19 protein-coding genes are annotated in these 9,957 nt (G+C 60.1%); all 19 read right to left on the minus strand.

All coding sequences use genetic code 11. The features are described from left to right. Nucleotides 1–186 precede the first annotated feature (186 nt). The 19 genes from rplQ to rpsQ all read right to left on the minus strand — a co-directional run bounded on the left by rplQ (nucleotide 187) and on the right by rpsQ (nucleotide 9,901). Entirely contained in the window at nucleotides 187–579 is a 393-nt protein-coding gene (gene rplQ, locus ACTHNZ_RS07415) for a 50S ribosomal protein L17 (RefSeq protein WP_440541855.1), read from the minus strand. Between the two features lie 161 nt (nucleotides 580–740). Beyond that, entirely contained in the window at nucleotides 741–1,718 is a 978-nt protein-coding gene (locus tag ACTHNZ_RS07420; protein ID WP_440541856.1) for a DNA-directed RNA polymerase subunit alpha, read from the minus strand. Nucleotides 1,719–1,842: 124 nt separating this feature from the next. Next, complete coding sequence (rpsD, locus tag ACTHNZ_RS07425; RefSeq protein ID WP_440541857.1) at nucleotides 1,843–2,466, minus strand: 30S ribosomal protein S4; 624 nt, start codon at nucleotides 2,464–2,466, stop codon at nucleotides 1,843–1,845. A gap of 165 nt (nucleotides 2,467–2,631) precedes the next feature. Then, nucleotides 2,632–3,036, minus strand: coding sequence for a 30S ribosomal protein S11 (rpsK, locus tag ACTHNZ_RS07430; RefSeq protein WP_017777173.1), 405 nt, complete (start codon nucleotides 3,034–3,036; stop codon nucleotides 2,632–2,634). 28 nt (nucleotides 3,037–3,064) lie between these two features. After that, nucleotides 3,065–3,430 carry a 30S ribosomal protein S13 gene (rpsM, locus tag ACTHNZ_RS07435; RefSeq protein ID WP_440541858.1) on the minus strand — a complete coding sequence of 122 codons (366 nt, stop codon included), beginning with the start codon at nucleotides 3,428–3,430 and terminating at the stop codon, nucleotides 3,065–3,067. Between the two features lie 41 nt (nucleotides 3,431–3,471). After that, nucleotides 3,472–3,588 (minus strand): 50S ribosomal protein L36, encoded by a 117-nt coding sequence (gene rpmJ, locus ACTHNZ_RS07440; RefSeq protein WP_004199844.1) that lies wholly within the window; start codon nucleotides 3,586–3,588, stop codon nucleotides 3,472–3,474. 20 nt (nucleotides 3,589–3,608) lie between these two features. Further along, nucleotides 3,609–3,827, minus strand: a complete 219-nt coding sequence (gene infA, locus ACTHNZ_RS07445) for a translation initiation factor IF-1 (RefSeq protein ID WP_004521905.1) — start codon at nucleotides 3,825–3,827, stop codon at nucleotides 3,609–3,611. Nucleotides 3,828–3,835: 8 nt separating this feature from the next. Continuing rightward, the gene (gene secY / locus ACTHNZ_RS07450; RefSeq protein WP_440541859.1) at nucleotides 3,836–5,185 is read right to left on the minus strand and encodes a preprotein translocase subunit SecY; all 1,350 of its coding nucleotides are present in this window, start codon (nucleotides 5,183–5,185) and stop codon (nucleotides 3,836–3,838) included. 61 nt (nucleotides 5,186–5,246) lie between these two features. Next, on the minus strand, nucleotides 5,247–5,681 hold the full coding sequence (rplO, locus tag ACTHNZ_RS07455) for a 50S ribosomal protein L15 (protein WP_440541860.1): 435 nt from the start codon (nucleotides 5,679–5,681) through the stop codon (nucleotides 5,247–5,249). Nucleotides 5,682–5,710: 29 nt separating this feature from the next. Further along, nucleotides 5,711–5,893, minus strand: a complete 183-nt coding sequence (gene rpmD / locus ACTHNZ_RS07460) for a 50S ribosomal protein L30 (RefSeq protein ID WP_440541861.1) — start codon at nucleotides 5,891–5,893, stop codon at nucleotides 5,711–5,713. A gap of 16 nt (nucleotides 5,894–5,909) precedes the next feature. Next, the gene (rpsE, locus tag ACTHNZ_RS07465; protein WP_116138060.1) at nucleotides 5,910–6,428 is read right to left on the minus strand and encodes a 30S ribosomal protein S5; all 519 of its coding nucleotides are present in this window, start codon (nucleotides 6,426–6,428) and stop codon (nucleotides 5,910–5,912) included. 15 nt (nucleotides 6,429–6,443) lie between these two features. Next, nucleotides 6,444–6,809, minus strand: a complete 366-nt coding sequence (gene rplR / locus ACTHNZ_RS07470) for a 50S ribosomal protein L18 (RefSeq protein ID WP_102645117.1) — start codon at nucleotides 6,807–6,809, stop codon at nucleotides 6,444–6,446. A gap of 12 nt (nucleotides 6,810–6,821) precedes the next feature. Beyond that, nucleotides 6,822–7,352, minus strand: coding sequence for a 50S ribosomal protein L6 (gene rplF / locus ACTHNZ_RS07475; RefSeq protein WP_440541862.1), 531 nt, complete (start codon nucleotides 7,350–7,352; stop codon nucleotides 6,822–6,824). A gap of 21 nt (nucleotides 7,353–7,373) precedes the next feature. After that, nucleotides 7,374–7,769 carry a 30S ribosomal protein S8 gene (gene rpsH / locus ACTHNZ_RS07480; protein ID WP_440541863.1) on the minus strand — a complete coding sequence of 132 codons (396 nt, stop codon included), beginning with the start codon at nucleotides 7,767–7,769 and terminating at the stop codon, nucleotides 7,374–7,376. A gap of 14 nt (nucleotides 7,770–7,783) precedes the next feature. Beyond that, complete coding sequence (gene rpsN, locus ACTHNZ_RS07485) at nucleotides 7,784–8,089, minus strand: 30S ribosomal protein S14 (protein WP_085228311.1); 306 nt, start codon at nucleotides 8,087–8,089, stop codon at nucleotides 7,784–7,786. 7 nt (nucleotides 8,090–8,096) lie between these two features. Further along, complete coding sequence (gene rplE, locus ACTHNZ_RS07490; RefSeq protein ID WP_102645114.1) at nucleotides 8,097–8,636, minus strand: 50S ribosomal protein L5; 540 nt, start codon at nucleotides 8,634–8,636, stop codon at nucleotides 8,097–8,099. Nucleotides 8,637–8,654: 18 nt separating this feature from the next. Next, entirely contained in the window at nucleotides 8,655–8,963 is a 309-nt protein-coding gene (rplX, locus tag ACTHNZ_RS07495) for a 50S ribosomal protein L24 (RefSeq protein WP_440541864.1), read from the minus strand. A gap of 9 nt (nucleotides 8,964–8,972) precedes the next feature. Continuing rightward, nucleotides 8,973–9,341, minus strand: a complete 369-nt coding sequence (gene rplN, locus ACTHNZ_RS07500; protein WP_102645112.1) for a 50S ribosomal protein L14 — start codon at nucleotides 9,339–9,341, stop codon at nucleotides 8,973–8,975. 287 nt (nucleotides 9,342–9,628) lie between these two features. Continuing rightward, nucleotides 9,629–9,901: a 30S ribosomal protein S17 gene (gene rpsQ / locus ACTHNZ_RS07505; RefSeq protein WP_115537028.1), complete on the minus strand. Its 273-nt coding sequence runs from the start codon at nucleotides 9,899–9,901 to the stop codon at nucleotides 9,629–9,631. Nucleotides 9,902–9,957: the final 56 nt, after the last annotated feature.

Here is a 9,957-nt window from a genome sequence, read left to right on the forward strand (position 1 = left end):
ATCGTATCACCGCGCGCAATTTCGCCATGACGCCAACCAAGTAGGAGGCGCCCCACGGCCCAGCACATGCGCTCCTGGCTCGACAAGCGGTCCGCCGGGGGCCCGTAAAAGCGAAAGGGCCAAGCTCGCGCTTGACCCTTTTGCTAAACCAGCTCGAGCGAGAAGCCGCTAGGCTTTCCGCAGCGCTTATTCAGCTTCTTGAACGTCTTCTTCCACCACTTCCGGACGGTCGAGCAACTCGACGAGTGCCATCGGTGCGTTATCGCCCACGCGGAAACCAAACTTCAGGATGCGCAGATAGCCGCCCGGACGGTTCGCGAAACGCGGACCGAGCACGTCGAACAGCTTCGTGACGGAATCACGATCGCGCAGACGGTTGAACGCCAAACGGCGGTTCGCGAGCGACGGCTTCTTGCCGAGCGTGATCAACGGCTCGACAACCTTACGGAGTTCCTTCGCTTTCGGCAGCGTCGTCTTGATGACTTCGTGCTCGATCAGCGAGTTGGACATGTTACGGAGCATAGCCAAGCGGTGGCTGCTCGTGCGGTTCAGTTTCCGCAAACCATGACGGTGACGCATTTCAGTTCCTTGATTCGAAGTTTTGATCCAGCTCTTCTATCGTCCCCGCCTGATGCAGCTCAGCGGTGAGGACACGGGCCGGTAAGAAAAAGACAAGACGCGGATTTTAAAGGAAAATCCGCGTCCTTGCCAGATGCCGGGGCGCCAGCGCCCCGGTGGACTTACTTGTCGAGGCCGGCCGGCGGCCAGTTCTCGAGCTTCATGCCGAGCGTCAAACCGCGCGAAGCGAGCACTTCCTTGATCTCGTTCAGCGACTTGCGGCCCAGATTCGGCGTCTTGAGCAGCTCGTTCTCCGTGCGCTGGATCAGATCGCCGATGTAGTAGATGTTTTCGGCCTTCAGGCAGTTGGCCGAACGCACCGTCAACTCGAGATCGTCCACCGGACGCAGCAGGATCGGATCGATCTGCGGCGCGCGCGACGGGGCTTCGGCCGTCGCTTCCGTGCCTTCCAGCGCCGCGAACACGGCGAGCTGATCGACGAGGATACGGGCAGATTGACGAATCGCTTCCTCGGGCGAGATGACGCCGTTGGTCTCGATGTTCATCACGAGCTTGTCGAGATCGGTACGTTGCTCGACGCGCGCGCTTTCCACGGCGTAGCTCACGCGGCGAACCGGCGAGAACGACGCGTCGAGCACGATGCGGCCGATGATCTTGGCCGTTTCTTCGCCGTAGCGGCGCACGTTGCCCGGCACGTAGCCGCGGCCCTTCTCGACCTTGATCTGCACATCGAGCTTGCCGCCCTTGGACAGATGGGCAACCACGTGATCGGGGTTGATGACCTCGCAGTCGTGCGGCAGCTCGATGTCGCGAGCCGTCACGACGCCTTCGCCTTCCTTGCGCAGCGTGACCGTTACTTCGTCACGGTTGTGCAGCTTGAAGACGACGCCCTTCATGTTCAGCAGCAAGTTGACGACGTCTTCCTGCACGCCGTCGATCGTCGAGTACTCGTGCACGACGCCTGCGATCGTCACTTCGGTCGGCGCGTAGCCCACCATCGACGACAGCAGCACGCGCCGAAGCGCGTTGCCCAACGTGTGGCCGTAACCGCGTTCGAACGGTTCCATGACCACTTTCGCGTGGCTCTCGCCCAGCGATTCCACGGCGATGATCTTGGGCTTCAACAAACTGGTTTGCATAGGTTTTCCTTTTCAATACCCTCGGCTCGTTACACCGATAAGGCTGACCGGTAACACCCTGAAAATAAACAGCCGAGGTTCCCCCTTGCACACCGCAATCGAGGTACCCCGGCCGTAAATCCGATTAGCGCGAATACAATTCGACGATCAGGCTTTCGTTGATGTCGCCGGCGATATCGCTACGTTCCGGCATTTGCTTGAACGTGCCTTCGAACTTCTTCGCATCGACCGCAACCCAGCTCGCGATCCCGCTTTGCTCGGCAAGCGACAGCGCTTCGAGAATACGGGCCTGCTTCTTCGCTTGCTCGCGCACGGCCACGACGTCGCCTGCCTTCACTTGCATCGAGGGGACGTTCGCAACCACGCCGTTCACCGTGATCGCCTTGTGGCTCACGAGTTGGCGCGCTTCAGCGCGCGTCGAGCCGAAGCCCATGCGATAGACGACGTTGTCGAGGCGCGACTCGAGCAATTGCAGCAGGGTTTCACCCGTGTTGCCCTTGCGGCGGTCGGCTTCGGCGAAGTAGCGGCGGAACTGGCGCTCGAGCACGCCGTAGATGCGCTTCACCTTTTGCTTTTCGCGAAGCTGCGTGCCGTAGTCGGACGTACGCGCGCCCGAGGTGCGGCCGTGCTGGCCGGGCTTGCTGTCGAGCTTGCACTTGTCGGCGAGCGAACGGCGCGAGCTCTTCAGGAACAGATCGGTGCCTTCACGGCGGGACAACTTGGCTTTAGGGCCGGTATAGCGTGCCACTTTGCTTTCCTTCTGGTTTGATCACGCAAACTTTCGTCTGCGCTAGTTCGTCCCGGATTGAGGGCGAACGGTGGGCTTAGTCAATCAACACCGATGCGAAACATCAATGCGCAAATAGCCTGTTGGCGCACAATCGCGCCAACAGGCGTCAAACAGGCGCTCGTCTTAGATACGACGGCGCTTCGGCGGACGGCAGCCGTTGTGCGGAACGGGCGTAACGTCGGAGATCGCCGTGATCTTGATGCCAAGACCATGCAGAGCGCGCACCGCCGATTCGCGGCCGGGTCCAGGACCCTTGATCCGCACTTCGAGGTTCTTGACGCCGTACTCCATCGCCACGCGACCAGCCGACTCCGCCGCAACCTGCGCCGCGAACGGCGTCGACTTGCGCGAGCCCTTGAAGCCCTGGCCGCCCGACGTCGCCCAGGCAAGCGCGTTGCCTTGACGATCGGTGATCGTGATGATGGTGTTGTTGAACGACGCGTGAACGTGAACCACGCCCTCGGCGACGTTCTTCTTGACCTTCTTGCGAACGCGTTGCGCCGCGGTGTTGTTCGAAGCCTTAGCCATTACGTTTTCCTGTAACTGTCAGTCGCGCTTATTTCTTCAGCGATTGGGCAGCGCGGCGCGGACCCTTGCGCGTACGGGCGTTCGTGCGCGTACGTTGGCCACGCAGGGGCAGACCCTTGCGATGACGGACACCGCGATAGCAGCCGAGGTCCATCAGACGCTTGATGTTCATCGTCACTTCGCGGCGAAGATCGCCTTCGACGACGAACTTGCCGACTTCTTCACGCAGCTTCTCGAGATCCGCGTCCGTCAGGTCCTTGACCTTCTTGTTCACTGCGACGCCAGCCGATTCGCAAATTTGTTGCGAACGCGTGCGGCCGACCCCGTAGATCGCGGTCAGGCCGATCACGGCGTGCTGGTGGTTCGGGATGTTCACCCCTGCAATACGAGCCATTGTTTTTCCTCAAACAAAAAGCGCAAGCAAAAGCGCGGCGTTCAGCCTTGGCGCTGTTTGTGGCGCGGATCAGAGCTGCAAATCACGCGCACGACACCTTTGCGCTTGATGATCTTGCAATTGCGGCAAATGCGCTTAACCGATGCCATCACTTTCATGATATTACCCTTTTTTCAAATCACTTCGCCCGGAACACGATCCGCGCACGCGACAGATCGTAAGGCGTCAACTCAACCGTCACCTTGTCGCCCGGCAGGATGCGGATGTAGTGCATGCGCATCTTCCCGGAAATATGCCCCAACACGACATGGCCGTTTTCCAGCTTCACGCGGAAGGTAGCATTGGGCAGGTTCTCGATGACCTCGCCCTGCATCTGGATTACATCGTCTTTGGCCATAAGTCCTTTCAACGCATCGGGATGTTGCCGCTGCCCTTGAAGTTGGCCTTCTTGAGCAACGACTCATACTGTTGCGACATAACGTACGACTGCACCTGCGCCATGAAGTCCATCGTGACGACGACAATGATCAGCAGCGACGTTCCACCAAAATAAAACGGCACGTTCCAACGCAGCACCAAAAACTCCGGTAGCAGGCAGACGAACACGATGTAGATCGCACCAGCCAGCGTCAGACGCGTGAGGATGCGGTCGATATACCGTGCGGTCTGATCGCCCGGACGGATACCGGGAACGAACGCACCGCTCTTCTTCAGGTTGTCGGCCGTCTCTCTGCTGTTGAACACCAGTGCGGTGTAGAAAAAGCAGAAGAACACGATCGCCAACGCGTACAGCAACACATACACGGGCTGGCCCGGCTTGATCGCCTCGGCCACGTTGTGCAGCGTATCGGTGAGCCAGCTGCCGCGCGTACCCGAGCTGAACCAATTGAGAATCGTTGCCGGGAACAGGATGATCGACGATGCGAAGATCGGCGGAATCACGCCCGACATGTTCAGCTTGAGCGGCAAGTGCGACGACTGCCCGCCGTAAATCTTGTTACCGACCTGGCGCTTCGCGTAGTTCACGAGGATCTTGCGCTGACCGCGCTCGATGAACACCACGAGGTAGGTCACCGCACCAATCAACGCGACCACGATGATCGCCGTGAACGGATGCATCGACCCCGACTGCACGAGCGAGACCAGCCCACCCACTGCGTTCGGGAACCCCGCTGCGATCCCGGCGAAAATGATGATCGAGATACCGTTGCCAAGCCCGCGCTCCGTGATCTGCTCACCCAGCCACATCAGGAACATCGTGCCCGTCACCAGCGTCACGACCGTCGTGAGGCGAAACACCATACCCGGATCGATCACGAGGCCCGGCTGATTCTCGAGCGCCACGGCGATGCCGAACGCTTGGAACAATGCCAGCAGGACCGTGAAGATCCGCGTGTACTGCGTGATCTTGCGCTGCCCCGCCTGCCCTTCCTTCTTCAGCGCTTCGAGCTGCGGCGAGACGATCGCGAGCAATTGCATGATGATCGACGAGGAGATGTACGGCATGATCCCCAACGCGAAAATCGTGAACCGCGACAGCGCGCCACCCGAGAACATGTTGAACATGCCCAGGATACCGCCCGATTGGCTCTGGAACAGCTTCGCCAACTGATCCGGGTCGATCCCCGGCACCGGAATGTGCGCGCCGATGCGATAGACGACCAGAGCCAGCAGCAGGAACACTGCCCGCCGGCGCAGGTCGCCGAACTTCGCCGTGCTTCGACCGGCTTTTGCGAGACTCGGGCTGTTAGCCAAGTAGCTTCTCCGATGCAAATGCCATTGACGGCAATCGGTCTTTCACGCGATCGAAAGCCAATTACTCGGCGAACGAGCCGCCGGCCGCTTCGATCGCGGCACGCGCACCCTTCGTCGCACCGAGGCCCTTCACGACGATCTTGCGCGAGATTTCGCCGGTGGCGATGATCTTGGCGCTTTTCGTCAGTTCACCGACGAGGCCGGCTTGCTTCAATGCGAGCAAGTCGATTTCGTCGACGGGCAGGGCTTGCAGATCGCCGAGGCGCACTTCACCCACGAATTCCTTCGTCAGCGACGTGAAGCCACGCTTGGGCAAACGACGTTGCAGCGGCATTTGACCGCCTTCGAAGCCGACCTTGTGAAAGCCGCCCGAACGCGATTTCTGACCCTTGTGACCACGGCCGGCCGTCTTGCCGAGGCCGGAGCCGATACCGCGGCCGACGCGGCGCTTCGCGTGCTTGGCGCCTTCGGCCGGCTTCAGGTTGTTCAATTCCATATTCAACTCCTCGAGTCCCTGGTCCGTGTTTAGGCGATGACCTTAACGAGGTACGAGACCTTGTTGATCATGCCGCGCACGGCGGGCGTGTCTTGCAGTTCGCTGACCGAGTTGAGTCGGCGCAGGCCCAGGCCACGCACCGTGGCACGGTGCGAATCGCGGGTCCCAATCAGGCTCTTGACGAGCTGAACCTTGACAGTTTTATCAGACATGGTGACCACCTAGGCATTAGCCCAAAATTTCTTCGACCGACTTACCGCGCTTCGCCGCGATGTCCCCCGGCGTCGACTGCTTGCGCAGCCCGTCGAGCGTGGCACGCACGAGGTTGTACGGGTTCGTCGAACCGTGGCTCTTCGCGACGACGTTTTGCACGCCCATCACGTCGAACACAGCGCGCATCGGGCCGCCGGCGATCACGCCGGTACCGTCCTTCGCCGGAGCGAGCAGAACCACCGATGCGCCATGCTTGCCGTGCACTTCGTGCTGCAGCGTGCCGTTCTTCAGCGGCACCTTGAACATGTTGCGGCGGGCTTGTTCCATCGCCTTTTGCACGGCCACGGGCACTTCCTTCGCTTTGCCCTTGCCCATGCCGACGCGGCCATCACCATCGCCCACCACGGTCAGTGCGGCGAAGCCGAGAATCCGGCCGCCCTTCACCACCTTGGTCACGCGGTTGACCGAGATCATCTTTTCGCGAAGGCCGTCGTCGCGTTCGTCAGCCTGAACTTTCGCTTGCATCTTTGCCATGACGAATTCCTTCCCTTAGAACTTGAGCCCGGCTTCGCGCGCCGCGTCGGCCAGCGCCTTCACGCGGCCGTGGTAGCGAAAGCCCGAGCGATCGAAGGCGACGGATTCGACGCCGGCAGCCTTGGCTTTTTCAGCGATACGCTTGCCGATCAGCGTGGCGGCGGCAATGTTGCCACCCTTGCCCGATTGGTCGGCCAGTTGCGCGCGCACTTCAGCTTCGAGCGTCGACGCGCTGGCGAGCACCTTCGTGCCGCAGGGCGAGAACACTTGCGCGTAGATGTGCGTATTCGTGCGGTGCACGGCAAGGCGCGCAACCTGCAGTTCGGCGATCTTGATACGCGTCTGACGAGCGCGGCGCAGGCGAGATTGAGTCTTATCCATGATTGCGCACCCTTACTTCTTCTTCGTTTCTTTGAGGATCACCACCTCGTCGGCATAGCGCACGCCCTTGCCCTTGTAGGGCTCCGGCGGACGATAGCCGCGCACTTCGGCAGCGACTTGGCCGACTTTCTGCTTGTCGATCCCCTTGATCACGATTTCCGTTTGCGACGGGGTTTCAGCCTTCACGCCTTCCGGCATTTGGTGCACCACGGGGTGCGAGAAACCCAGCGACAGATTCAGCTTGTCGCCTTGCGCTTGCGCACGATAACCGACGCCGACGAGGTTGAGCTTGCGCTCGAAACCCTTCGTCGCGCCGTGCACCATGTTCGCGACGATCGCGCGCATCGTGCCCGACATCGCGTTCGCTTCGCGGCTTTCGTCAACCGGCTCGAACTTCAGGACCGCGCCGTCGACGACGATGTTCACGAGCTTGTTCAGCGGCTGCGAAATCGTGCCGAGCGCGCCCTTCACCGTGATGAGGCCGCCTTCGACCTTCACTTCGGCGCCGGACAACGCGACCGGGCTTTTACCTACTCGAGACATGTTTCTTCTCCTCTTTCGGCGTTAAGCGACGTAGCAGATGACTTCGCCGCCGACGCCATTGGCGCGGGCCTTGCGGTCGGTCATCACACCCTTGGGCGTCGAAACGATCGCGACACCGAGGCCATTCATGACCTGCGGGATGTCGTTGCGACCGCGGTACACGCGCAGACCAGGCTTCGAGACGCGCTCGAGGCGCTCGATGACCGGACGGCCGGCGTAGTACTTCAACGCGATGTTCAATTCCGACTTCGCGCCTTCCGACTTCACTGCGAAGTCGTCGATGTAACCTTCGTCCTTCAAGACTTGCGCAATCGCAATCTTCACTTTCGACGAGGGCATCGCCACCGTAACCTTCTCGACCATCTGCGCGTTGCGGATGCGAGTCAGCATATCGGCGATAGGATCACTCATGCTCATTTATGTTTCTCCTATTACCAGCTCGCCTTGGTCAGGCCGGGGATCTCGCCACGGAATGCGATTTCGCGAATCTTGTTGCGCGCAAGTCCGAACTTGCGGAACGTGCCGCGCGGACGCCCCGTGATCGCGCAGCGGTTACGCTTGCGGGTCGGGTTCGCGTTACGGGGCAGTTGTTGCAGCTCGAGGCGAGCTGCGTAGCGCTCTTCTTCCGACTTCGATTGGTCGTCGATGATCGCCTTCAGCGCTTCGCGCTTCGGGGCGAACTTCGCCGCCAGGCGGGCGCGCTTCTTTTCACGTTCGATCAGTGCCAGTTTAGCCACGGTAACCTCAGTTTCTGAACGGGAACTTGAAGCTGGCGAGCAGTGCCTTGGCTTCTTCGTCGGTCTTCGCGGTCGTGGTGATGCTGATGTTCAGCCCACGCAGCGCGTCGATTTTGTCGTAGTCGATTTCGGGGAAAATGATCTGCTCTTTCACACCGATGTTGTAGTTGCCGCGACCGTCGAACGCACGACCCGACACACCACGGAAGTCGCGCACGCGGGGCAGCGCCACCGTGACGAAACGATCCAGGAATTCGTACATAGCCTGGCCACGCAGCGTGACCATCGCGCCGATCGGATAGCCTTGACGGATCTTGAAGCCTGCAATTGCCTTGCGGGCCTTCGTCACGACGGGCTTCTGACCTGCGATCTTCGTCAGATCGCCAACGGCATTTTCGATGATCTTCTTGTCAGCGACGGCTTCGCCAAGACCCATGTTCAGGGTGATCTTGGTGATGCGCGGCACTTCCATGACCGACTTATAGCCGAACTTTTCGATAAGGCCGGGAACGACCTTCTCTTTGTAAAACTCTTGCAAACGAGCCATTTTTTATACTCCGCAGCGTCAGGCGCTCAGCACGGCACCGGTCGTCTTCAGGAAGCGCACTTTCTTGCCTTCCTCGACCTTGATGCCCACACGCGAGGCTTTGCCGTTCGCGTCGACGAGTGCGACGTTCGAAATGTGCAACGGCATCGTCTTCGCTTCCACACCGCCCGTCGTACCCTTCATCGGGTTCGGCTTCACGTGCTTCTTGACGAGATTGATGCCTTCCACCGTCACGCGCTCATCGCCGACGGCGAGCACGACACCGCGCTTGCCCTTGTCCTTGCCGGTGATGACGACGACTTCGTCACCCTTGCGAATCTTGTTCATCGCGACTCCTTACAGCACTTCCGGCGCGAGCGAAACGATCTTCATGAACCGTTCGCTACGCAACTCACGCGTGACCGGCCCGAAAATGCGGGTGCCGATGGGCTCGAGCTTGGTATTCAACAGGACGGCAGCATTGCCGTCGAACTTGATCAGCGAGCCGTCTTGGCGACGCACGCCCTTGGCGGTGCGAACCACCACGGCGTTGTAGATTTCGCCTTTCTTCACGCGCCCGCGCGGCGTTGCCTCTTTGACGCTCACCTTGATGATGTCGCCGATGTTGGCATAACGACGCTTCGAGCCGCCGAGCACCTTGATGCACATGACTTCACGCGCACCCGTGTTGTCGGCCACTTCAAGCCGAGATTCGGTCTGGATCATGGTTTATCTTTCCCAACTTAATCCGCCTGCACCACCATGGTTCAGCCGGTCAGTCTTGGTCCCGTCAGCCAATCGGCTGCTTGGGTTGGAACAGCAGCGACGGCAACGAAACCGCCATCGCAATCGAGTGATTCACCGGAGCGGGCTGGCGCCCTTCCGCTTCCCTTCCACTTCGCCCGCAACGGATCCCATAAAGAGGGAAGACCGAGATTATAACAAATAACCTCGGCCTTGCAAGCGAAATCTACTGCGATTTCAACGACTTCTACTACGCCACAGCTAGCGTCTTAGATGATGCGAGCCGCTTCGACGAGGCGCGACACCGTCCAGGCTTTCGTCTTCGAGATCGGACGCGTTTCCTGGATTTCCACGAGGTCGCCCTCGTTGTACGTGTTCGCGTCGTCATGCGCGTGGTACTTCTTCGAACGCACGACGTACTTGCCGTAGATCGGGTGCTTCACGCGGTGCTCGACGAGCACGGTGACCGTCTTGTCCATCTTGTTGCTGACGACCTTGCCGACCAGCGTCCGCTTGAGCGAGGTTTTCACGCTATCGTTCATTTCTGGTTCGCCTTCTCAGTCAGGACGGTCCGCACACGTGCGATGTCGCGACGAAC

The organism is Trinickia sp. (genome assembly GCF_051953955.1).
In the GTDB taxonomy this organism is placed as follows: domain Bacteria; phylum Pseudomonadota; class Gammaproteobacteria; order Burkholderiales; family Burkholderiaceae; genus Trinickia.

Coding starts and splice junctions, on each gene's coding strand:
- rplQ (WP_440541855.1), bottom strand. CDS start 579: ATGCGTCACCGTCATGGTTTGCGGAAACTGAACCGCACGAGCAGCCAC.
- ACTHNZ_RS07420 (WP_440541856.1), bottom strand. CDS start 1,718: ATGCAAACCAGTTTGTTGAAGCCCAAGATCATCGCCGTGGAATCGCTG.
- rpsK (WP_017777173.1), bottom strand. CDS start 3,036: ATGGCTAAGGCTTCGAACAACACCGCGGCGCAACGCGTTCGCAAGAAG.
- rpsM (WP_440541858.1), bottom strand. CDS start 3,430: ATGGCTCGTATTGCAGGGGTGAACATCCCGAACCACCAGCACGCCGTG.
- rpmJ (WP_004199844.1), bottom strand. CDS start 3,588: ATGAAAGTGATGGCATCGGTTAAGCGCATTTGCCGCAATTGCAAGATC.
- infA (WP_004521905.1), bottom strand. CDS start 3,827: ATGGCCAAAGACGATGTAATCCAGATGCAGGGCGAGGTCATCGAGAAC.
- rplO (WP_440541860.1), bottom strand. CDS start 5,681: ATGGAATTGAACAACCTGAAGCCGGCCGAAGGCGCCAAGCACGCGAAG.
- rpmD (WP_440541861.1), bottom strand. CDS start 5,893: ATGTCTGATAAAACTGTCAAGGTTCAGCTCGTCAAGAGCCTGATTGGG.
- rpsE (WP_116138060.1), bottom strand. CDS start 6,428: ATGGCAAAGATGCAAGCGAAAGTTCAGGCTGACGAACGCGACGACGGC.
- rplR (WP_102645117.1), bottom strand. CDS start 6,809: ATGGATAAGACTCAATCTCGCCTGCGCCGCGCTCGTCAGACGCGTATC.
- rplF (WP_440541862.1), bottom strand. CDS start 7,352: ATGTCTCGAGTAGGTAAAAGCCCGGTCGCGTTGTCCGGCGCCGAAGTG.
- rpsH (WP_440541863.1), bottom strand. CDS start 7,769: ATGAGCATGAGTGATCCTATCGCCGATATGCTGACTCGCATCCGCAAC.
- rplE (WP_102645114.1), bottom strand. CDS start 8,636: ATGGCTCGTTTGCAAGAGTTTTACAAAGAGAAGGTCGTTCCCGGCCTT.
- rplX (WP_440541864.1), bottom strand. CDS start 8,963: ATGAACAAGATTCGCAAGGGTGACGAAGTCGTCGTCATCACCGGCAAG.
- rplN (WP_102645112.1), bottom strand. CDS start 9,341: ATGATCCAGACCGAATCTCGGCTTGAAGTGGCCGACAACACGGGTGCG.
- rpsQ (WP_115537028.1), bottom strand. CDS start 9,901: ATGAACGATAGCGTGAAAACCTCGCTCAAGCGGACGCTGGTCGGCAAG.